Below are 22185 nucleotides of genomic sequence, written 5' to 3'. Positions count from 1 at the left end.
TGATCGCGCAGCGCGCCACCGCCGTGGCCACCGTCGATCCGCGCCGACCTGGGAGTTTGGCCCAGGCGACATAGCGGAGATACGGAGGCGCCCTCCGCTTAACAAGAGCCGCCGGAAAAATATCTGGAATTCGTCAAAAGCCCGTGCGCTACCAACGCGATAAGCCGGCTATGGGTGCATCAAGGGTTCAATCTAACCAATTCGTGATCTACATTGCCGGCATGGACGACCACGCCGACCACACCCGAAAGCCGCGCGCCGATGCCGTGCGCAATCGCGAGCGGGTGCTCGAAGCGGCCAAGGTGGTGTTCAGCACGGGAGGCCGCGACGCGAGCCTGGAGGCCGTGGCCAAACGCGCCGGCGTCGGCATCGGTACCCTCTATCGACATTTTCCCACACGCGAAGATTTGTTCGAGGCGGTTTACCGGCGCGAGGTCGAGCAGCTCAGCGAGCTTGCCGAGCAACTGAAGAATGCCAAGGACCCGGTGGACGCGCTCAGGCGCTGGCTGCGCTCCAACGTCGAGTTCGTTGCCACCAAGAAAGGCATGTCGGCCGCGCTGGCGCTGACGTTCCAGAGCTCATCGGAGCTCGCGGCGTTCTCGATGGACCGGCTGACCAGGGCGATCGGCTCGCTGCTCGACCGCGCGGTCGCGGCGGGCCAGATGCGCGGCGACATCAGCCCGGAGGACCTGCTGCGGACGCTCGTCGGCATGTGCTACATGCACGACCAGCCCGGCTGGCAATCCTCGGTGCTGCGGATGCTCGACGTGTTCGTCGACGGTCTGCGGGTGCAGGCGGGCGCCAAGCCCAAGACGCGCGCCGTCGCCAAACCCGCGAAGCCGGGCGCGAAGCGGAAACGATAGCCGGGAGCGATTGGCTCGCAAGAAGCTGCTGTGAAGACACGCCAGACGGACTAGGTCGCGAAACCCGCGCCGGTTTTTGCCGCGCTCATCCGCGAGCGGATCAGCAGCAGCACGACGATGCTGACGTTCAGCGCATTCCACGCCACGCCGTTCGCGAACGCCGCGGCGTAGGATCCGGTGGCATCGAAGATGAGGCCGGAAACCCAACCGCCGAAGGACATGCCGAACACGGACGCAAAGATCACGATGCCGACGCGCGTTGCCGCCTCGCTCGCCGGCATCGCCTCGCGCACGATGATGGCGTAGCTCGGCACGATGCCGCCCTGGAACAGGCCGAACATCGCCGAGATCAGATACAGCGAGGTCAGGCTGTCGAAGAACAGATAGAAGACCAGCGCAAAACCCTGCGCCAGCGATCCGACCAGGAGCGTGCGGATGCCGCCGATCTTGTCGGCGAGGTAGCCCGAGCCGATTCGGCTGACGATGCCACATGCCATCATCAGCGACAGCATCTCGGCGCCGCGCGCCACGCCGTAGCCGAGATCGCCGCAATAGGCGACGATATGCACCTGCGGCATCGCCATGGCGACGCAGCAGGCGATGGACGCGATCGAGAGCAGCACCGTGAGCGTGTTGGTCGAGAGCTTGAGGTCGACAGGCGGCGGCGCCGCATTGGCATGGTTGCGGACCTTGTCGTCGCCCATCTGCGCACGCAGGACGAGGACCAGAACCGCCATCGTGCTCGCACAGACGAATCCGATGCCGATATGCGTGTAACGCCAGCCGATCTCCTGCGTGCCCCAGCTCACGATCGGCGGCCACATCGCGCCGGCGACGTAATTGCCGCTGGCGACGATGGTCACCGCCAGCCCGCGGTAGCGCTCGAACCAGTGCGAGGCCTCCGCCATCAGCGGGGCGAAGGTCGCCGAGGTGCCGAGCCCGATCAGGAAATAGGCCGCCACGAACTGCCAAAGCGCGGTCGATAGTCCCGCGAGCACATTGGCGACGCCGAGGAAGGCGATGCTGATCGCCATCGCCGGCACGATGCCGAATCGGTCGGTGATCTTGCCGGCGATGACGCCGCCGAGGCCGAAGCCGAACATCATCAGCGTGAAAGCCAGCGACACCGCGCCGCGCGTGGCACCGAATTCCGCCTGCACCACGGGAATCACGACCACGACGGCCCACATGCCGACCGCGCCGATCGAGCCGATCACGAGCGCAAGGCCGAGCCTCACCCAGGCCTGACGGGAATCAGGGGTGAAGGAGGCCGGTCTCTGTCCTGGATCACTTGGCGCAAGCACGGGCCGGACCATGTTCGCTGCCCGCCTCCCGGTCAAGCATCGCGCTGCGATATTGGGCATGCGCGGTGCACTGCGGTAAGAAGAGCTTGGCGGAACCGCGCTTTGCCATTAGTTTGCAATCTAGCGTGTGCAACATTGCCGCGCGGAGAACATGGCAGCCGATGTTGCGGCGATTGACACGATCGATGCGGATCAGGGTGGGGCGCCTCGTTGCCCTCGCCTATCTGTTCTGCGTGATCGCGCCGGCGGCAGCCCTCGCCTGGGGCAGCGGTCCGGCACCGTGTCTTGCGGACGAGGCCCAGCTCGCTGATGCCATGCCGGTGCACCACCAGACGCACGCCCACATGCATGGCGACGCCTCGCCTGACCACGCAGCGTCCCATGCGCATCACCACACCGCCGCGCAAGATGGGCCCGCGCCGCAGCATCATGGCGGCAAGGGGACGGCCGGACCGTGCTGCGCCATGATGTGCGTCAGCGCGCTGCCGGCCGATCTGCCCTCCGTCGCCAAGCCGCTCTTGCCTGTCTCTGCCTGCGCGCCCGAGATCGCGGCCAGCCTGCACAGTGCGGCCCCGCCCCTGCACTACCGCCCTCCCATCGCCTGATCTGACGCCACGATTTCGGCCGAGCGCGCGTCTGCGCGCGCGAAGCTGTGGTCTCCAGGACAGATCAGGAATGAATCATGCTTACGCTTTCCGGGGTGAAGTCCGCCGCCGCATCCGCGGCGCGCGGAGGACACTTTCCATTTTGTTGGCCGCTGCTGGCGGTGATTGCGCTCGCGTTGTCCGGCTGCATGCCGGCAACGACACATATCGCCGCCGCGGATCCTGCTGATCCCGCGGCCAGGGTCGCACCCGTCGGCTATCGGTCGACGATCGCGCCATACACCAGCCTGCGGCCTGCGACGCCGGCACCATGGCGCGAGCGCAATGAGAATGTCACGCCGCAGCCGAAACAACAGCGGTAGGAGCGCGTCATGGTACATCATCTCGCGCGAAGCCTGCTCGTTCTCGCTTCGCTCGGCTTGTCCGGCTGCGCCGCGTTCACGCCCGACGGCGGCATGACTGCCGTCTCCGAGCTGACCAGCCAGGCCATTAACAAGGACGTCGCCTTCGTGCGGACGGCCGAGGGAGCCGCGACGGTCGACGCGCGCGTGCGCCAGCTGTTGTCGCGGACGCTGAGCGCAGATTCCGCCGTGCAGATCGCGTTGCTCAACAATAGGGGACTTCAAGCCGCCTATAACGAGCTGGCGCTGGCCGAGACCGATCTGGTGGAGCAGAGCCTGCCGCCCAATCCTGTCTTCTCGATCTCGCGGGTATCAGGCAACGGCGCCAGCGAGATCGAGCGCCAGGTGGTCGGCGACATCCTCGCGCTCGCCACCCTGCCTTTCCGCTCCGACATCGCCCGCGACCGTTTCCGCGGAGCCCAGCTGCGCGCGGCGCTGGCGACGCTGCGGCTCGCCGCCGACGTCCGCCGCGCCTATGTCCGCGCCGTCGGCGGCAACGAGATGGTGGCCCTGCTGACGGACGCGAAGGCCACGGCGGAATCCACCGCACAGCTTGCGGTCAAGCTCGGCGAAACCGGCTCGCTCAACAAGCTCGACCAGGCCCGCGAGCAGGTGTTTTATGCCGAAACCACCGCCGATCTCGCAACGGCGCGCCAGATGGCAGCCAGTGCGCGTGAAAGGCTGGCGCGTCTGATGGGCCTGTGGGATGACGGCCTCGACTTCCGCCTGCCGAACGCGTTGCCGCCGCTGCCGCGCCGGCCGCTGACCTTGCCCTGGATCGAGGCCGACGCAGTGGCGCATCGTGTCGACTTGCAGATCGCACGGCTTGAGCTGGCGGCGCTGGCGAAGGCCCTGAACCTCACCGAGGCGACGCGCTTCGTCACGCTGCTCGATCTCGCGGGCATCGCCCGCCGCACCCAGGATCCGGAAGGCAGCCCGTTCCGCGAGCGCGGCTTCGACGTGCTGTTCCAGATTCCGATCTTCGACGGCGGCGAGGTGCGCGTGCGTCAGGCGGCGGAGACCTACAATTTCGCCTTCAACCGCCTGACCGAGCGCGCCGTCAACGTCCGCTCCGAGGCGCGCGATGCCTATCGTGTCTATCGCTCCACCTACGACATCGCCAGCCATTACCAGCGTGAGATCATTCCGTTGCGAAAAATCATCACCGAGGAGATGCAGCTGCGCTTCTCCAGCATGCAGGTCGACATCTTCGCGCTGCTCACCGAGGCGCGCCAGCGCCTCGCGTCGCTGCGCGGGGCCATCGACGCCCGGCAGAGATTCTTCCTCGCCCAGGCCGATTTGCAGACCGCCGTCAACGGCGGCGGCGTGCCGACCGTCGCCGGCGACGTTCCCACCGCCATCGCCGCGGCAGCGCCTGCCGGCGGCGGCCATTGAGATGGAGACCAGCATGTTTTCTCGCCGAGGATTCCTGGGCAGCGCCGCGCTTGCCGGCGCGTCGGCCATCAGCGGCCGCGTGCAGGCCGCTTCGATTCCGGAAGCGCCCAGCATGGACAAGGCGGTGATGCAGCCGCCGTTGCATCCGATCAGCGGTCCGGACTATCGCCCCGTGGTCACGCTGAACGGCTGGTCGCTGCCGTTCCGCATGAACGGCGACTGGAAGGAATTCCATCTCGTCGCCGAACCGGTGGTGCGCGAGTTCGCCGAGGGCATGAAGGTGAATTTGTGGGGTTATAACGGCCAGTCGCCTGGCCCGACCATCGAGGTCGTCGAGGGCGACAAGGTCCGCGTCTTCGTCACCAACAGATTGCCCGAATACACCACCGTGCATTGGCACGGCATGATCATCCCGAGCGGCATGGACGGGGTCGGCGGATTGACCCAGCCGCACATCCAGCCGGGCAAGACCTTCGTCTACGAGTTCGAGATGAAGAAGAGCGGGACCTTCATGTACCACCCGCATTCCGACGAGATGGTGCAGATGGCGATGGGCATGATGGGCATGGTCGTGGTGCATCCGCGCGACCAGGGCTTCCGGCCCGTCGATCGCGACTTCGTCTTCGTCATCAGCACCTATCGCGTCGACCCCGGCACCTATCTGCCGCATGTCAACGAGATGACCGACTTCAACATGTGGACCTGGAATGCGCGGGTATTTCCCGGCATCGATCCACTCCCGGTCAGGCTCGGCGACAAGGTGCGCGTGCGCATCGGCAATCTCAGCATGACCAACCATCCGATCCATCTGCACGGCCACAGCTTTGCGGTCACCTGCACCGACGGCGGCTGGATCCAGGAGAGCGCACAGATCCCGGAGACGACCACCGACGTGCCGGTCGGCGCTGTCAGGGTGTTCGACGTGCTCGCCGACAATCCCGGCGACTGGGCGTTCCACTGCCACAAGTCGCATCACACCATGAACGCGATGGGACACGACGTGCGCAACCTGATCGGCGTGTCGCGCAAGGATCTCGCCAAGGCCGTCGGCAAGCTCGCGCCTGACGGCATGGCGATGGGCTCCACCGGCATGGCGATGGGCAACATGGAGATGCCGACGCCCGACAACACGCTGCCGATGATGACCGGCACCGGCCAGTTCGGGCCGATCGAGATGGGCGGCATGTTCACCGTGATGAAGATCCGCGAGGACCTCGCGCGCGACGATTACCGCGATCCCGGTCCGTACAAATTTCCGCAAGGCACCGTCGCCTACGAGGTCACGGCGCCGGCCGCAGAGCCGGCCCGACAAAAGCCGGTCAACGCGCCGATGAAGCACTAGATGTGAGCGTTTCGATGAAGCGCCAACTGGAGACTACGATGAAGACCACGATCAAGCTCGGGCTTTCGCTGGCGGCGCTTTCGCTCGCACCGGCCTTTGCGCACGACAAGCACGGCCACATGACCTTTTCGGCGGGCGAGCCCGGCGATCCCAAGAAGCCCGCCCGCACCATCGAGATCCTGATGAACGAGATGGACTACACACCCGCCCGCATCGAGGTCAAACGCGGCGAGCAGATCCGCTTCGTGCTGCGCAATGTCGGCAAGGAGGACCACGAATTCCTGCTCGCCACGACCAAGGAGAATCTCGCGCATGCGGTGGAGATGAAGAAGCATCCGCACATGGAGCACGACGACCCCAATGGAGTGCGGCTCGCGCCGAACAAGACCGCCGAGATCCTCTGGAAGTTCAGCAAGGCCGGCACGTTCGAATTTTCCTGTCTGATCCCCGACCACCGCGACTACGGCATGGTCGGCCACGTCGCCGTCAAGTAACGAAGGGAGACCCGCATGAACCGCATCATTCGTATCGCTACTGCGCTCGCGATGACGTTGAACGTTGCCGCTGGAGCCCTCGCAGCCGAGGGCGCCGCGATCAGCGGCGAGGTGAAGAAGATCGACGAAGGCGCCGGCAAGATCACGCTCAGGCATGGACCGGCCAAGAGCCTCGGCATGGAGGAGCCCATGACCATGGTCTATCGCGTCAAGGACGCAGCGATGCTCAAGCAGGTGAAGGTCGGCGACAAGGTGACCTTCGAGGCCGAGGAGGCGACGTCGGGCTACACGGTCACCAAGATACAGAAGGCGAGGTAGGGGCCGCCTGTCATTCCGGGGCGCGCGTAGCGCGAGCCCGGAATCCATTCATCCACCAACGCCGCCGGCCGATGGATTCCGGGTTTCGCCCGTCGGGCGCCCCGGAATGACGAACTTGGCCCGGCACACCCCCACCGGCCCCTCCGTTAACCCTTTGCTAACCATACACCGGGCAAAAATTGCCGGGTGAAGTCGAGTGTCGTCGGCCGCGTTAGAACGGGAGGAACCCCGTGGACGCCAGTGCGGTGCCTCACTTTCGAAACGGCGGCCCATCGGCCGCCGCGCAGACGTTTGGGGCGCGCGGACGGCAGTCGCGCGGGGAGGCAGTTTCCATGGTCGACGTCACCGCGGGTCAAGGCGTAGGCAGCGCAAAGCCGGGCATCCCTTCGTTCAACGAGATCGTCACCATCCTCAAGCGCGGCGACATCGCGCTGGCGCTCGGCGTCCTCACCATCCTGGTGGTGCTGATCCTGCCCCTGCCGGCGATCGTGCTGGACCTGTTCCTGGCGATCTCGATCACGCTCTCGATCCTGATCCTGATGACGTCGCTGTTCATCCAGGCACCGCTGGAATTCTCCGCGTTCCCGACCGTCCTCCTGATCTCGACCATGCTGCGCCTGTCGCTCAACATGGCCTCGACCCGCCTGATCCTGTCGCACGGGCACGAGGGCACGGCCGCCGCAGGTCACGTCATCGAGGCCTTCGGCAACTTCGTGATGGGCGGCAATTTCGTCATCGGCATCATCGTCTTCGCCATCCTGATCATCGTCAACTTCGTCGTCATCACCAAGGGTTCGGGCCGTATCGCCGAAGTCGCCGCGCGCTTCCACCTCGACGCCATGCCCGGCAAGCAGATGGCGATCGACGCCGACCTGTCCGCCGGACTGATCGACGAAAAGGTCGCCAAGGAGCGGCGCAAGGAGCTGGAGGACGAGAGCGGCTTCTTCGGCGCCATGGACGGTGCCTCCAAGTTCGTCCGGGGCGACGCCATCGCCGGCCTCTTGATCGTCTTCATCAACGTCGTCGGCGGCATGATCATCGGCGTGGCGCAGCAGGGCATGTCCTTCGCCGACGCCGGCCGCACCTACACGCTGCTGACGGTCGGTGACGGCCTCGTCACCCAGGTGCCGGCGCTGATCGTCTCGACCGCGGCCGGCCTGCTCGTCTCCAAGGCCGGCGTCTCCGGTGCCGCCGACAAGGCGCTGATGAAGCAATTCTCCGGCTATCCGCAGGCGCTCGCGATGTCCTCGGCGGTGATGCTGGTGCTGGCGGCCCTGCCGGGCATTCCGACCCTCCCCTTCCTGGCGCTCGGCGCCGGCGCCGGCGCGCTGGCCTGGAACGCCCGCAACCGCAACCGTGTCACCGCCAGGGCCGAGGAAATCGCCAAGGCGGCACCCGTGGCTGGTCAGCCCGGCGTACCGGGGGCCGCTGCGACCGAAGAGCCGATCTCGGCCGCACTCAAGATCGACGACCTCAAGATCGAGCTCGGCTATGCCCTGCTGCCGCTGGTCAACGGTCCCGACGGCACCGACCGGCTCACCGAGCAGATCAAGGCGCTGCGCCGTTCGCTCGCGATCGAGATGGGTTTCGTGATGCCGGCGGTCCGCATCCTCGACAACGTCCAGCTCGAGGCCAACACCTACATCATCAAGATCAAGGAGGTCGACGCCGGCACGGGCAAGATCTGGCCGAACCAGTTCATGGTCATGGATCCCGGCGGCAGCCAGGTGCAGGTGCCCGGCATCCACACCACCGAGCCGACCTTCGGCCTGCCGGCGACCTGGGTCGATGCCAGCCTCAAGGAAGAGGCATCGCTCAAGGGCTACACCGTGGTCGACGCCGCGACCGTGCTCTCGACCCATCTCACCGAGTTGCTCAAGGCCAACATGTCCGACCTGCTCTCCTATGGCGAGGTGCAGAAGCTGCTCAAGGAGCTGCCGAAGGAACAGAGCGAGCTGGTCAAGGACATCGTCCCCGGACAGGTCACGGTCTCCGGTATCCAGCGCGTGCTGCAACTCCTGCTCGCCGAGCGCATCTCGATCCGCGACCTCTCGACCATCCTCGAAGGCATCGCCGATTCGCTCGCCTTCTCGCGCAATCCCGCGACCATGGTCGAGCACGTCCGCGCCCGTCTGGCGCGGCAGATCTGCGCGCAAAACACCTCGTACAACGGCTATCTGCCGCTGATCGCCCTGTCGGCACGATGGGAGCAGGCCTTTGCCGAGTCCATCATCGGCCAGGGCGAGGAGCGCAGCCTCGCGATGCAGCCCTCAAAACTGTCGGAGTTCATGACCGCCGTGCGCGAGGCCTTCGAGCGGGCCGCCCGCGAGGGCGAGGCCCCGGTGCTGGTCACCTCCGCGGCAATTCGCCCCTTCGTGCGCTCGCTCGTCGAGCGGTTCCGGGCCCAGACGACGGTCCTGTCGCAGGCCGAGATCCACCCCAGGGCGAGGCTGAAAACGGTCGGAAGCATCTGATTTGCCTTAAGAAGCCGTGTGTTTTTCGGCCACAGGCAAATGGTTTTTGAGTTCCCGGCGCCCCATCGATGAAAGCCCGAAAGGGGCGCCGGCATTCACATTACAGCTTTGAAATAATTATATAATCGAACGATCAGGGCCCCGTTCAGATCGCGATCTATCACGTCCTTTCACGCTCTTGTGATCGCCCCTTGGGAACGAATCCGCCCAATACTAGGTTGTTGGGGCACCGGAAGCATGAACCTGCCTGAACTGGCTGGCGACTACTTCGGGTAGATGGCGGCAGGAGGCTTCCATGAACCACTCGATCTACAGCGCCGATCGCTCGACCCACCTCAAGATTGTGGTGGTTGCGCTTGTTGCCGGTATCGCGGTTGCGGGCCTTGGCATCACTGCGCGCGCGACGAGCTCGGATGAGGGCCTCACCCAGACTGCACGCGTCATGAAGGCCGGCAAGCCGGTCACCATCACCAGCGCGAACACGTCACTCGTTCGCTAAGGGAGACATGAGTTTCAGGAATTCACGCGGCTCTTTACCAGCCCCCCAAAGTCGCCACGTGGATATGTAGACGACCCCAACCCCAAGTCGACTACGGAAAGCGCCCGCCCCCCACGGGCGCTTTCTCACGTCTGGGGTGTCTCGCGAGACGCTCAGCCGTCGTCCTCAAACCAGCCTCAAACAGATTTTCACCGCGTCCCATAAGTCGGTGGCGGCGGCTGCACGGTCGGCGCGGCGGCGGCGAACAGGTCTTCCTTGCTGCCGGTGAGCGGCGGATAGATGCGCCTGCGGTTGATGGTCTCCTTGGTCGCCTTTGCGGCGGCGCCGGTGGCGCGGACCTCGCGGTCCCAGCCTTCGGTGTAGAGCGCCCCCCAGCCGCCGAGATCGAGCACGGTCACGTACCAGTCGATCCGCAGCGGCAGCATCGGCAGGCCGGCGAGATCGGCCACCACGTTGTGGCCGGCGAAGCGGCCCATCGGACGCGCGAACTGACAGGACATCACGGTCGGATGCAGCCCGTCGATGACGCTCGAGGCGACGTCGCCGGCCGCGAACACGCCAGCGACATCCGCAACCCGCATGAAGGGATCGACGAGGATGCGCCCGAGACGATCGCGCGCGTCCGGAAAGCTCGCCGCCAGTGGGCTCGCACGCATGCCGGCGCACCAGATCACCGTCTGCGTCGGAATGAACTCGCCCGAGCTCAGGTGCACGCCGGCCGCTTCGACGGATGTGACGCGCAGACCGAGCCGTGTCTCGACCTCGAGCGAGGCGAGCGCCGTCGCGATGACGGGACGCGCATGCGCGCCGATGGTGGCGCCGACGACCGGATTGGAATCGACCAGGACGATGCGGCGGCTGCCGGTGATGCCGGCACGCGCCAGCCTGGCCGGCATCTCGGCAGCGACCTCGATGCCGGTGAAGCCGGCGCCGATCACCACCACCGTCGAACGCCCCGGCGATGGCGCGCTGCGTCCGAGCGAGACGAGATGATCCTCGAGACGCAGCGCCGCCACATAAGTGTCGACGTCGAAGGCGTGCGCGGCAAGGCCTGGAATGTCGGGGCGCATCACCTCACTGCCGAGCGCCAGCACGAGGCGGTCATAGCCCAGCGTCTCCTCGCCGCCGCTCGTGACCAGCGAGATTTCGCGCCGCGCCGGATTGATCGCTTCGACCTCGCCGATGCCATGTCTGACGCCGATCGGATCGAGCAGTTGCGGCAGCGGGATTGCGACCTCGCCGAGGTCGGCCTCGTAATTGCGTACGCGGATGTTGTGATAGGGATTGCGGTCGACGAGGAGGATCTCGACGTCGCGGCTCGCCCCGATCTCCTCGCGCTTGCGCGCCGCGCCGATGGCCGCCCACAGGCCTGCAAACCCGGCGCCGAGCACGACGATACGCGCCATCTCGCCTACGCCTTTCGAACAGATCCATCCGCGGGATCGATATGCGATCGAGCGATCCGCCGCAGCCAGATATAGCTCATTCGAGCGGACGGACCAACTGCGGCAGCAGCGAGGTGCAGGGCAAAATTACCCGGGCCGGCTCACGCCTCGCGCAGTTCCGAAGGCGTCGCGCCGAAGCGTTTGCGGAAGGCGCGATTGAAATAGGACAGATCGGCAAAGCCCGAGGAATGCGCGATGTCGCTGATCTTGCGCGCCCTGGCGCGGGGATCGCCGAGCAGCTTGCGGGCGTGGAGCAGGCGCTGCTCCAGCACGAATTCGGTGAAGGTGGTGCCGGCCTGCTCGAACAGGCGCTGCGCCTGGCGCGGACTGAGGCCGGAACGCGCCGCGATCTCGGCGCGCATGAGATCGAGCCGAGCCGCCGCCTGTCCCCGGCCGCGCGCGCGGTTTGCATGCTCAGCATCTGTGCCGAGCAGGAGACCGACGAGATCGACCATATGCTGCGCCGTCAGGCGCTGGCCCACCGCATCGAGATGCGGCGCCTGGTTGGCGGCGAGCGCATGGTAGCGGAAGATGGTCTCGGCGACCGCACCGTCGCAGAGCACCTGCGAAAGCTTGTCCTCGGCGCGCGGATTGACGTCGAGCAGCGCGCGGCGCGGCATGCGAATGCTGGTGAAACGATCCTCATCGGTGTGGCCGACGGTCCCGGCCACGCTCATGTCGACGAGCACCATCTGGGCGGGCGCGAGCTCGACGGTGTGGCCGTTCTGCCCGACGCGGACGAGCCCCGCATGTGCCGCGATCAGGACGAGATCGTCGCTGCCGTCGGCAAGGTGGCTCTGCGTGCGGGAATATTGCGCGGAGGCGCCTTCCGGAATGGCGAGCGCGATGTTGTCGACGACGCTGATCTGGAGCCGGCAATCGATGCTGTCGCCGCGGCTCGGCGCGATATCCAGGCCGCAAGGGCCAAAGGCCCGCTCGCGCCAATGCTCGAACGCCGGGCCGTGCGGCAACCCCGCATATTGGTGAAGGAAGATGCCCGGCGTTCTCGCTGCATCCATGTGATTTCTAGCCCTCTCCGGCATCGCGATCGGCGGCGCCCACTGCAAATTCCGGGAATTTGACGCCGGCAATCGCGGTGAGGTTCAAATTGGGGGCGGATTTGGCGGGGCTTGTCGGGACGCGACGAGAAGATGGACCGTGGCGACAATTGCCACGCCGACCTGCATGAGCGCAGCGACATGCGAGAACGCAAGTCCCGGATGTCGCTTCGCTCATCCGGGCTACACACCTATTTCTGCGCGGGCGCCTGCGGCTGCGTGGGCGGCACGGTCTCGATCAGCTTGCCGGAGAACACCGGGGCCGAGCTCGGCTCGCCGTTCGGCGAACCGCCGGCCTGCTCGACGGTGACGGCGTAGGTCGCGCCGTTGACGACCTCGGCATCGTAGGAGGCGAGCAACGGACGCGCGGTGAAATCGCTCGCGCCGATGACGCCGAGCGAACGCGGGCGCGGCAGCTTGTCCGAGATCAGCCAGAGCTCGAAGCTCTTGCCAGGCTCCGGCGTCGCGCCGACCTTCCGCACCGTGAAATTCCGCGTCGCGCCGTCGATGGTGAGGATGAAGGCGGGGCCGCCGCCCTGACCCTGCAACAGCGCGACGTATTGCGCGGAGGCGGCGAGCGGCGCGGCCGGAGTCTTCACCTCCACCGTCTGGATGCGCGGCGCGGGACGCAAGCCGCCCGGCAGCGCGTCGGGATAGAAGATCTGGAGCGACAGCGTCACGAGCAGCGCAGCCGCAAGCGTGCCGACGGCGGATGCGATGGTGCGCCAGCGCTTCACGCGCCGTTCGAGACGAATCACATTGCCATCGTCGACGATGCCCGTCTGTGGCGCACGGACGACGTCGAGGTCCGGCGCGTGGACCTGCGGGATGAACTGCGGCGCGATGTCGGGTATCGCGTCGGGCTCGGGACGCGACGTCTCCGGCGACCCGGCTTCGGGATGCGTCGTCTCCGGGGGCTGCTCATCCTCGCTCGAGGATTTTGACGACGCAGTCTCTCGCGAGGGCAATTCCGGTATGGGCGGCGGCGGAGGCTCGGCGAGCGCGGACGGCTCATGCGCAAGGGCCGTGCGTGCGATCTCGGACCTGATGTTCTCCCACACGATCGGACGCGGCTCGACCGAGCCGACCATCTGGTTGAGCACGCCGAGCCGATAGGACCATGCCTGCACGATCTCGGCGAACGCCGCATCCACCGCCATCATGGTCTCGACCTGCGCGCGCTCCTCGGCGTCGAGCGTGCCGAGCGCGTATTCCGCGGCGAGCGCGATATGGTCGTCCGTGTAGGCCATCAATTGCGTTCCAGAACCATCCTCATCATCAGGCCATCACAGTCCGAGGCATTCCCGAATGTCCAGCATGCTGCGCCGGAGCCACGTCTTCACCGTGTTGACGGGCGCGGCGAACTTCTCCGCCAACTGCTCGCGGCTCCAGCCGTTGTAATAGGCGAGAAGCACGAGCCTCTGACGGTCCGGCTCGAGCCGGCCGATACACTCCAGGAGCCGCTTCAGCTCCTCGGTCATCTCGCGGCGCGCCAGCGGATCTGGACTCTCGGCCGCGACCTCCATCGCCTGAGGCTCCTCCTCGATGGAGGCTTCGGACTTCTTGCGCACGATGTCGATCGCTCGGTTGCGCGCGATCGAGACCATCCACGTGATCGGCGACGACAGGGCCGGATTGAACTGGCCGGCGCTGTTCCAGACCTTGACGTAAGTCTCCTGAATGACCTCCTCCGCCAGATCCTGTCGGCGCAAGATACGGAGCACGACGCCATAGAGTTTCGCGCGCGTGGCGGCGTAGAGGCGCTCGAACGCGGCCTGGTCGCCCGTCGCCGTCGCCTCAATCAGCCCGACCAGCTCTGCTGGCGTCAGCATTCAGCCCCCCGACACGCGGCCCGTCGCACTTCACCTCTCCCCGACGGGGAGAGGTGAACACCGCCTCGCTGGCATAGCATTCATCCCTGCCACCATAGCGCGCGGCAAAGCCGACCACCAAGGGGCGCGGCACCACACTGTGGACAGCAAAGACGAAAACCCGGACCTTGCGGGTCCGGGTTTTGCGGAATTCTCGGCGGTCTGGCTGCGGGCGCCGTCAGGCGACGGCGCCGATGCGGGCGCGCATCAGGCCGATGCTGTCGAGGTCGGCCTGCTCACGGGCGTTCTCCTCGGCGCGCTCGCGGGCCTGGTCGCGCTCGTCGAGCAGTTCGACCTTCTTCAGCTCTTCGAAGGCCTCGGCCAGCGCGGCCTTGGCTTCGTCGAGCTGACCCTTGAGCTCGTCGGCAGAGCGGGTCAGGTTTTCACGGCGCTGGATCGCGGCTTTGGCGTAGGTCGGATAGGCGAAGTGCGAGGGATCGTTGATCCCGGCGCGCTCCTGCTCGGTCTGGATCTCGCGCTCGAGATCGACCGACATGCGCTGGAAGTCGGCGATCATGGTCTCGATCTGGGTGACCCGGCGGCGCTTCTCGTCGACCTGAAATTTCTTCAGGCGAATGAGGGTATCTCGTGACTTCATCGACTCGTACTCCCCAGAAGTCCCCCCGCTGCACGTGGGACGGCACCGGTCACCCCAGAGGCCCGATTTGGACCAAGACCGGCTCTGCTACTCTGTGGGATCGGATGATGACCTGACAAAGTTAGCGTTCCGTTTCCAAATTGCCGAGGATTTGGGCCAATTGGCGATAGCCGTCCGCCAGTGATGCATTTTCGTCCTTGCGCTGGCGCAGGAAGGCTTCGAGCGGCTCGTGCAGGCGGATCGCCTCGTCGACCTCCGGGCTGGAGCCGGCCCGGTAGGCGCCGAGCCGGATCAATTCCTCCATGTCGGCATAGGTCGCCATCACCTGGCGCGCCCGCTGGATCACGGGCCAGAACTGCGGATCGGCCGATTTCGGCATGGTGCGCGAGACGGATTTGAGGATGTTGATCGCGGGGTAGCGGCCACGCTCGGCGATCGAGCGCTGCATCACGATGTGACCGTCGAGGATGCCGCGGACGGCATCCGCGATCGGCTCGTTGTGGTCGTCGCCGTCGACCAGCACCGTGAAGATCGCCGTGATGGCGCCCTCCCCCAGGCCCGGCCCGGCGCGCTCCAAGAGCTTCGGCAGCTCGGTGAAAACGGTCGGCGTGTAGCCCTTGGCGGTCGGCGGCTCGCCGGCGGATAGCCCGATCTCGCGCTGCGCCATGGCGAAGCGCGTCACCGAGTCCATCAGGCAGAGCACGTCCTTGTCCTCGTCGCGAAAATATTCGGCGACCGCGAGCGTCAGATAGGCCGCCTGGCGCCGCATCAAGGCCGGCTCGTCCGAGGTCGCGACAACCACGACCGAACGCGCGAGGCCTTCCTCGCCGAGGTCGTCCTGCAGGAACTCCTGGACCTCGCGGCCGCGCTCGCCGATCAGCCCGATGACGCTGACGTCGGCATCGACGTTGCGCGCCAGCATCGAGAGCAGCACCGATTTGCCGACGCCGGAGCCGGCGAAGATACCCATGCGCTGGCCGCGGCAGCAGGTGAGAAAGGTGTTCATCGCGCGCACGCCGAGATCGAGCGGAGCGCCGACGCGCTTGCGCGAATGTGCCGGCGGCGGCGCATTGCGGAACGGCATTGGCGAAGCGCCCTGGGGCAACGGCCCCTTGCCGTCGATCGGCTCGCCCAGCGCGTTGACGACGCGCCCGAGCCAGGCCGGAGAGGGCCGCACGAGATTGGCGGCGTTGGCGATCACGGCCTTGCAGCCGCGGCGCACGCCGTCGAGCCCGGCGAACGGCATCACGATGGCATTGTTGCCGGAGAAGCCGATCACCTCGCAGGGAATGGTGCGATTGGCGCCGGTCTCGATCACGAGCCGCGCGCCGACCGACATCGCGTGGATGGGACCGGCCACCTCGACCATCAATCCGCGCACGCCGACCACGCGGCCGTAGATGTTGACGCCGTCGATGTCGCCGATCTGTTCGGCAAGAGCCTTCATCGGTGAGCCTTCATCGGTGGGCCTTCGTTAAGGAGCGCGCTTGGGTCATCCGGGCCTTCACGGTGAAAACCTTAAGTTTCGCCATATTTCTGAACGGCGCTTAACTTCGTGTTTACCCGCATCATTAATCATTGCGTCACTGTCTTTGTGACTGAGCGTGACTCCCCTTCAGAAGAAGGCTGAGTCGCGGGAGTCGGTTAGGCCCGTCTCTTAAAGTGGAACTTGAACGGCAAAGGTGACGAAAGCTGCTTCGCGCACAAGACCTTAGGGCGATTCGACAAAAATTGCATCCGCGGGGACTTGCGTTCCAGAATCAGAGTTTGTTAACCATCTGTCGTCAGGATCCGAATCAGTTGTTCAAAGGCGTTTTGTTGAGTGCCGCGAATGCGGCCGACCTGACGCCCAGGAGCGGCGACTATGGGGAACTGGCATGCGCGTTTTGCTGATTGAAGATGACAGCGCCGTCGCGCAGTCGATCGAGCTGATGTTGAAGTCGGAAAGCTTCAACGTCTACACGACCGATTTGGGGGAAGAAGGCGTCGACCTCGGTAAACTATACGATTACGACATTATTCTCCTCGACCTCAACCTGCCCGACATGTCCGGCTACGACGTGCTCAAGCAGCTCCGGGTCTCCAAGATCAAGACACCCATTCTGATCCTCTCCGGCCTCGCCGGCATCGAGGACAAGGTCAAGGGTCTCGGCGTCGGCGCCGACGACTACATGACCAAGCCCTTCCACAAGGACGAGCTGGTGGCCCGCATCCACGCGATCGTGCGCCGCTCCAAGGGCCACGCCCAGTCGGTCATCCAGACCGGCGACCTCGTCGTCAACCTCGACACCAAGACGGTGGAAGTTGGCGGCCAGCGCGTGCATCTGACCGGCAAGGAATACCAGATGCTGGAGCTGCTCTCGCTCCGCAAGGGCACGACCCTCACCAAGGAAATGTTCCTCAACCATCTCTATGGCGGCATGGACGAGCCGGAGCTGAAGATCATCGACGTCTTCATCTGCAAGCTCCGCAAGAAGCTCGCCAACGCCTCCGAAGGCCGCAACTTCATCGAGACCGTGTGGGGCCGCGGCTACGTGCTGCGCGAGCCGCACGAGCACGAAGAGCGCATTCCCGCCTGATCCTGGGTTTACGTCGCGAGCCCTCGGGGCTCGCTCCTCCCAGCCTCCCCGCCGCAAATGGCGGGGTTTTTGTTTTTTGGGCATTGCTTCATCCGAAGCTTAAGGTTTGAACCACTAACCTCCTCCTGCCGACGAATGGTCGCTGCACGATGGGGGAAAGATGATCCTGCAATCACTCGCCGGCCTGCCTGCCTTCCTGGTCTATTTCTGCACCGGGCTGATCGCGGTCGTGGCCTATCTGTTCGTCTACACCCGCATCACGGCGCACAACGAATTCCAGCTCATCCGCGACAACGAGCCGGCCGCGGCGATCGCGCTCGGCCTCAGCCTGCTCGGCTTCGTCGCACCGCTGGTCAGCGCCATCGCACATTCGGCCAACGTGCTGGATTGCCTGATCTGGGCGACGATCGCATTGGTGGTGCAGGTCATCGTGTTCTTTCTCGTGAAAGTTCCGGTCCCCAATCTGTCGGCGCGGATCTCGGCCGGCGAGCTTGCGCCCGCAATCTGGCTCGGGCTGTCCTCGCTCGCCGCGGGGTTGCTCAACGCCGCCAGCATGATCTACTGACATGGCCGACAAATCCTCCAAGAAGGAGTTCGGCAAGCGCCGGCCGGTGGCCGAGCCGCCGCCTGCGCGGCCGCCGCTGAAGCGTTCCGGGCATGTCGCGCTGCTGGTGATGGGCACGATCGCGGTCGGCACCACCGCCTACACGCTGATGCCGCGGCAGAACTGCGAGCAGCCTCCTCCTCCCGGAACGGAAGCCTCGACGCAAACGAGCACCGCGTGCAGCAGCCGGAGCGGTTCGTCCGGTGGCAGCGGCTCGCGCTGGTCGTCGCGATCGAGTTTCTTCAGCAGCGATTCCTCGAGCCATTCCTCGTCGGGAACGTCGTCCGATTCCGGGCACAGCAGCGTGAGCCGCGGCGGCTTCGGCTCGTTCGGCCACGGCTTCTCGGGCGGCGGCTGATCCATGCGGCGCATCACCTGTCTCGAGCGCGACGACTGGCGAGAGACCGCGGCGCAGTGCGGCTTCGTCTTCCACACCATCGACGGCGAACGCTATTGGGACGAACGCGCCTATTACGGCTTCACGCTCGACGAGATCGAGCGCGGCATCGAGGCGCCGACCGGCGAGATCGACGCGATGTGCCTCGAACTTGCCGGCCGCGTCATCGAAGACGAGCGCCATTTGCGGCGCTTGAAGATCCCGGAAGCGTTCTGGGGCCTGATCGCCGAGAGCTGGAAGCGGGACGACCGCAGCCTCTATGGCCGGCTCGATCTGAAGTTCGACGGCAAGTCGCCGGCAAAGCTGCTCGAATACAACGCGGACACGCCGACCTCGATCTTCGAGGCCGCGGTGTTCCAATGGACCTGGCTGGAGCAGGCGATCGAACGTCGCGTCGTCCCGTCGCGCGCAGATCAATTCAACTCCATTCATGAGCGGCTGATCGCGGCATGGAAGGAGATCGCTGCTGGCCGCCGCGTCCACCTCACCGGCATCACCGGCAACGAGGAAGACGCCGGCACGCTCGCTTACCTCGAAGACACCGCACGCCAGGCCGGGCTCTCGACCAGACTGCTCGACATCGAACAGATCGGCTGGCGCGACGAGGGCGGCGGCTTCGTCGATCTCGACGATGGCGACATCGCGCTCGCCTTCAAGCTCTATCCCTGGGAGTGGATGTTCCACGACGCCTTCGGCGCCAAGCTCAAGGATGCACCGACGCGCTGGATCGAGCCGCCTTGGAAGGCGGTGCTCTCCAACAAGGGCATCCTGCCGCTGCTGTGGGAGCTGTTTCCGAACCATCCCAATCTGCTGCCGGCGTTCTTCGAGGACGATCCGCGCGCCGCCGAGCTCGGCACGTCCTATGTGCGCAAGCCGCTGCTGTCGCGCGAGGGCGCCAATGTCACGCTGGTGTCCGGCGGGATGCCGCTCGACGAGCAGGCGGGCCCCTATGGCGCCGAAGGTTTCGTGCGGCAGGCGCTGTCACCGCTGCCGAATTTTTCGGGCTTCCATCCGGTGGTGGGCAGCTGGCTGGTGAATCACGAACCCTGCGGCCTGTCGATCCGCGAGGACGAAAGCCCGATCACCGGCAACCGCTCGCGGTTTCTGCCGCATGCAATTTTGTGAGGGATGGCCTTTCTTCCTTCTCCCCTTGTGGGAGAAGGTAGCGCGAAGCGTCGGATGAGGGGTTGCTTCAGCGAGCTCAAACGCGAACCGTTCATTCGCGGAGAGAACCCCTCACCCGTCTCCCACAAGGGGAGAGGGTCAAGAGGCAGATCACTTCGCAGCGGCAACCTTCATCGGCTGCGGCATCAATCCCCCCATGGGACGGCCCGAGCGCACGGGGTTGAGCTGATAAAGGCCGCGGCGATCGGCGATGGGACGAAATGCATCGGTGATGCCGACCACGGATTCGGCGGCCCCAAGCAGCATCGTGCCGTCGGCCTCCAACACCTTCGCCATGCGCTCGAAGATCGCCGCCTTGGTATCCTGATCGAAATAGATCAGCACGTTGCGGCAGAAGATGACGTCGAAGGTGCCGAGATGGGAGAAGTCCTGCAACAGGTTGAGCTGGCGGAACTGCACCATCGCGCGAATGTCGGCATTGAGCTGCCAGAGCTCGCCGACTTGCGTGAAGTACTTCATCAAATGCTGGATCGGCAGGCCGCGCTGCACCTCGAACTGGCTGTAGACGCCGGCCTTGGATTTCTCCAGCACCTCCTGCGACAGGTCGGTTGCGACAATCTCGATACGCCAGCCGGCCAGAGCCGCCGCCATCTCCTTCACGCACATCGCGATCGAATAGGGCTCCTGCCCCGTCGAGGACGCCGCCGACCAGATGCGCAAACTCTTGCGCGCCGCCCGCGCCTGGATCAGGCCGGGCAGGATGGTATCCCGCAGATGATCGAACGGGATCTTGTCGCGGTAGAAGAAGGTCTCATTGGTGGTCATCGCTTCGGTGACGTCGGTTGCAAGCCGGCCGTCGCCGTTCCGGATCTTCAGCACGAGATCGGGGATGCCGGGAAGGCTCGCCTTGCGGGCGAGCGGGAGCAGCCGACTCTCGACCAGATACTGCTTGTCTGCGGAGAGATCGAGGCCGGAACGTTCCTTCAGGAACTTGCGCAAATAGTCGTAGTCCCCAGGCGTCACGAGCGATCTCCCGCGAACAGGCGATTGACCTTGGCGCCGATCTGGTTGAGCGGCAGGATCGCCGCGCAAATGCCGGCATTGGCGGCAGCGCCCGGCATGCCCCAGACCACGCTGGAGGCTTCGTCCTGCGCGATCACGTTGCCACCGGCCGCAACGATGTCCTTGCCGCCGCGCATGCCGTCCGAGCCCATGCCCGTCAGGATGACGGAGAGAATGTTGCCATGCCAGACGTCGATGGCCGAGGTGAAGAGCGGATCGACCGCGGGCTTGCAGAAGTTGACGGCGGGGCCGTCATCGAGCGAGATCGCGACATCCGCGCCGCTGCGCACGACGCGCATGTGCTTGCCGCCGGGCGCCAGGTAAATCCGTCCCGGCTTCACCGGCTCCCCGTCGACCGCCTCGCTCGCCGGCCGCCGGCTCGAACGCGCCAGATGCTCGGCAAGGATGGTGGTGAAGGTCGGCGGCATGTGCTGGGTGATCAGCACCGGGAATCGGTCGATCACCGGGCCGAGCTCGGCGACGAGCGACATCAGCGCCTGCGGACCGCCCGTCGAAGAGCCGATCAGCAGCACCTTCGGCGCCTGGGTCGAGAACGGACGTGTCGACACCGTTCCTGACGAGGCGGCAGGCGCGGCGGGCGCCGGCGTGGCGGGCCGCGCGATCGGACCGCGTGCGGCCGGAGCCGGGCTCGCGGGCGCCAGCGGCGGGCTCGCAACCGCGGGCCTGCGACGCAGCCGCGCGCCGAGATGACGGATCTTCTGGATCAGGTCGTGATGGAAAATGTCCGCCGCGGACGCCTCGCGCGTCGACTCCGGCTTGGGGATGTAATCGGCCGCGCCGAGCGACAGCGCCTTGAAGCTGATCTCCGCGTTGCGGCGTGTCAGCGTCGAGGCCATGATGATGACGAGATCGCGCTTCTTCGCCAGCAGCTTCGGCAGCGCCGAGAGACCGTCGAGCTCGGGCATTTCGATGTCGAGCACGGCAACGTCGGGGTTGATGCGCTCGAGCTGGTTGACCGCCTCGAGCCCGGTGCGCAGCGAGGCTGCGACCTCCATGTCGTGCTCGGCGCCGACCCAGCGCGAGATGAGACCGCGGATGACGACGGAGTCGTCGACGATCATCACCCGCAGCGGTCCGGCCTCGCGCGACGGGTTCGTAGTCGAATTACCTGCGAACGCAACACTCATTACTCACCAACTCAGGCTGAAAACGGTTCAGTTGAAAACAAGCGCCGAAGGATCCGTTCAGCCTTCGGGCGATCGCTCAGATCAGGCCGACTTCCTGGAATTTCGCCGTCACGATGTCCTTGTCGAACGGCTTCATGATGTACTCGTTGGCGCCGGCGTGCAGCGCGCGCGCGATATGCGCGACATCGTTCTCGGTGGTGCAGAACACGACCTTGGGATGGTCGCCGCCGGGCATGCGCCTGAGATGACCGAGAAATTCATAGCCGTCCATGACGGGCATGTTCCAGTCGAGCAGCACGGCGTCGGGCAGGCCGCGCTTGCAGGCTTCCAGCGCCTTCTCACCGTCTTCGGCTTCGAGGATCTGGAAATCGAGGCCCTCCAGGATCCGGCGCGCAACCTTGCGGATGACGCTGGAATCGTCAACGACGAGACAAGTGCGCATGTGAACCTCTGCTTCCTCCCCTTGAGGGGCCACTTCCAATTGCAAGTCCGTCGGCGGCAGTGCCGCCGTATCAGGCCGCCATCATTTCGGGCGCGAGCTCGAGGACGCGATCGACGTCGAGGACGACCATGAGCTGTCCGTCGAGGCGGTGAACGCCGCCG

General features: G+C 65.6%; 23 protein-coding genes and 1 pseudogene. 13 read left to right on the top strand and 11 right to left on the bottom strand.

What is annotated here, in order from left to right; translation table 11 throughout:
* The first annotated feature begins 221 nt into the window (after positions 1-221).
* Complete coding sequence (locus AX729_RS31900) at positions 222-863, top strand: TetR/AcrR family transcriptional regulator (protein ID WP_197433728.1); 642 nt, start codon at positions 222-224, stop codon at positions 861-863.
* Between the two features lie 50 nt (positions 864-913).
* Here AX729_RS31900 and AX729_RS31895 read toward each other — a convergent pair whose 3' ends face one another.
* Positions 914-2179, bottom strand: coding sequence for an MFS transporter (locus AX729_RS31895; protein WP_061028143.1), 1266 nt, complete (start codon positions 2177-2179; stop codon positions 914-916).
* Between the two features lie 173 nt (positions 2180-2352).
* Between AX729_RS31895 and AX729_RS31890 the strand changes: the two genes are divergently transcribed.
* The 8 genes from AX729_RS31890 to AX729_RS31855 all read left to right on the top strand — a co-directional run bounded on the left by AX729_RS31890 (position 2353) and on the right by AX729_RS31855 (position 9695).
* Entirely contained in the window at positions 2353-2772 is a 420-nt protein-coding gene (locus AX729_RS31890; protein WP_245325480.1) for a hypothetical protein, read from the top strand.
* Positions 2773-2849: 77 nt separating this feature from the next.
* Entirely contained in the window at positions 2850-3134 is a 285-nt protein-coding gene (locus AX729_RS31885) for a hypothetical protein (RefSeq protein ID WP_061028141.1), read from the top strand.
* Between the two features lie 9 nt (positions 3135-3143).
* Positions 3144-4568: a TolC family protein gene (locus AX729_RS31880; protein WP_061028140.1), complete on the top strand. Its 1425-nt coding sequence runs from the start codon at positions 3144-3146 to the stop codon at positions 4566-4568.
* A gap of 13 nt (positions 4569-4581) precedes the next feature.
* Positions 4582-5910, top strand: a complete 1329-nt coding sequence (locus AX729_RS31875) for a copper oxidase (RefSeq protein WP_061028158.1) — start codon at positions 4582-4584, stop codon at positions 5908-5910.
* Positions 5911-5948: 38 nt separating this feature from the next.
* The gene (locus AX729_RS31870; protein WP_061028157.1) at positions 5949-6404 is read left to right on the top strand and encodes a cupredoxin domain-containing protein; all 456 of its coding nucleotides are present in this window, start codon (positions 5949-5951) and stop codon (positions 6402-6404) included.
* A 15-nt stretch (positions 6405-6419) separates the two neighbouring features.
* Positions 6420-6722, top strand: a complete 303-nt coding sequence (locus AX729_RS31865) for a copper-binding protein (protein WP_061028139.1) — start codon at positions 6420-6422, stop codon at positions 6720-6722.
* 332 nt (positions 6723-7054) lie between these two features.
* Complete coding sequence (gene flhA / locus AX729_RS31860; protein WP_061028138.1) at positions 7055-9196, top strand: flagellar biosynthesis protein FlhA; 2142 nt, start codon at positions 7055-7057, stop codon at positions 9194-9196.
* Positions 9197-9491: 295 nt separating this feature from the next.
* Positions 9492-9695, top strand: coding sequence for a hypothetical protein (locus AX729_RS31855; protein WP_024341740.1), 204 nt, complete (start codon positions 9492-9494; stop codon positions 9693-9695).
* 188 nt (positions 9696-9883) lie between these two features.
* Here AX729_RS31855 and AX729_RS31850 read toward each other — a convergent pair whose 3' ends face one another.
* From AX729_RS31850 to fliI, 6 genes are all read right to left on the bottom strand, one after another.
* Complete coding sequence (locus AX729_RS31850; protein WP_061028137.1) at positions 9884-11101, bottom strand: NAD(P)/FAD-dependent oxidoreductase; 1218 nt, start codon at positions 11099-11101, stop codon at positions 9884-9886.
* 140 nt (positions 11102-11241) lie between these two features.
* Positions 11242-12159, bottom strand: coding sequence for an AraC family transcriptional regulator (locus tag AX729_RS31845; protein WP_061028136.1), 918 nt, complete (start codon positions 12157-12159; stop codon positions 11242-11244).
* Positions 12160-12389: 230 nt separating this feature from the next.
* Positions 12390-13448, bottom strand: a complete 1059-nt coding sequence (locus tag AX729_RS31840; protein WP_061028135.1) for an anti-sigma factor — start codon at positions 13446-13448, stop codon at positions 12390-12392.
* 36 nt (positions 13449-13484) lie between these two features.
* Positions 13485-14030 carry a sigma-70 family RNA polymerase sigma factor gene (locus tag AX729_RS31835; protein WP_061028134.1) on the bottom strand — a complete coding sequence of 182 codons (546 nt, stop codon included), beginning with the start codon at positions 14028-14030 and terminating at the stop codon, positions 13485-13487.
* A 217-nt stretch (positions 14031-14247) separates the two neighbouring features.
* Positions 14248-14667 (bottom strand): flagellar export protein FliJ, encoded by a 420-nt coding sequence (gene fliJ / locus AX729_RS31830; RefSeq protein ID WP_011084990.1) that lies wholly within the window; start codon positions 14665-14667, stop codon positions 14248-14250.
* Between the two features lie 121 nt (positions 14668-14788).
* Complete coding sequence (gene fliI, locus AX729_RS31825; protein ID WP_061028133.1) at positions 14789-16114, bottom strand: flagellar protein export ATPase FliI; 1326 nt, start codon at positions 16112-16114, stop codon at positions 14789-14791.
* Between the two features lie 430 nt (positions 16115-16544).
* On the opposite strand from fliI, the gene ctrA reads away from it, so the two are divergent.
* The 4 genes from ctrA to AX729_RS31805 all read left to right on the top strand — a co-directional run bounded on the left by ctrA (position 16545) and on the right by AX729_RS31805 (position 19372).
* Positions 16545-17246: a response regulator transcription factor CtrA gene (ctrA, locus tag AX729_RS31820; RefSeq protein ID WP_008138878.1), complete on the top strand. Its 702-nt coding sequence runs from the start codon at positions 16545-16547 to the stop codon at positions 17244-17246.
* A gap of 160 nt (positions 17247-17406) precedes the next feature.
* Positions 17407-17811, top strand: coding sequence for a DUF350 domain-containing protein (locus AX729_RS31815; protein WP_061028132.1), 405 nt, complete (start codon positions 17407-17409; stop codon positions 17809-17811).
* A gap of 1 nt (position 17812) precedes the next feature.
* A complete protein-coding gene (locus tag AX729_RS31810; RefSeq protein WP_061028131.1) occupies positions 17813-18208 on the top strand; it encodes a hypothetical protein in 396 nt (131 codons plus the stop codon).
* A gap of 3 nt (positions 18209-18211) precedes the next feature.
* Complete coding sequence (locus tag AX729_RS31805; protein WP_061028130.1) at positions 18212-19372, top strand: glutathionylspermidine synthase family protein; 1161 nt, start codon at positions 18212-18214, stop codon at positions 19370-19372.
* A gap of 150 nt (positions 19373-19522) precedes the next feature.
* On the opposite strand, the gene AX729_RS31800 is transcribed toward AX729_RS31805, so the two are convergent.
* The 4 genes and pseudogenes from AX729_RS31800 to AX729_RS41415 form a co-directional block, all read right to left on the bottom strand.
* Positions 19523-20395: a CheR family methyltransferase gene (locus AX729_RS31800; protein ID WP_061028129.1), complete on the bottom strand. Its 873-nt coding sequence runs from the start codon at positions 20393-20395 to the stop codon at positions 19523-19525.
* A complete protein-coding gene (locus tag AX729_RS31795) occupies positions 20392-21582 on the bottom strand; it encodes a protein-glutamate methylesterase/protein-glutamine glutaminase (protein WP_061028128.1) in 1191 nt (396 codons plus the stop codon). Before AX729_RS31795 ends, AX729_RS31800 begins: the two co-directional genes overlap by 4 nt.
* A 76-nt stretch (positions 21583-21658) precedes the next feature.
* Complete coding sequence (locus tag AX729_RS31790; RefSeq protein ID WP_061028127.1) at positions 21659-22024, bottom strand: response regulator; 366 nt, start codon at positions 22022-22024, stop codon at positions 21659-21661.
* Positions 22025-22094: 70 nt separating this feature from the next.
* Positions 22095-22185: pseudogene (locus AX729_RS41415) on the bottom strand (chemotaxis protein CheW); the annotation flags it as partial.

The sequence above is a fragment of the Bradyrhizobium sp. CCH5-F6 genome, assembly GCF_001556045.1.
Classification (GTDB): domain Bacteria; phylum Pseudomonadota; class Alphaproteobacteria; order Rhizobiales; family Xanthobacteraceae; genus Bradyrhizobium.
The sequence above is the reverse complement of the archived record's forward strand: the minus strand, read 5'-3'. Positions and strand labels throughout refer to the sequence as shown.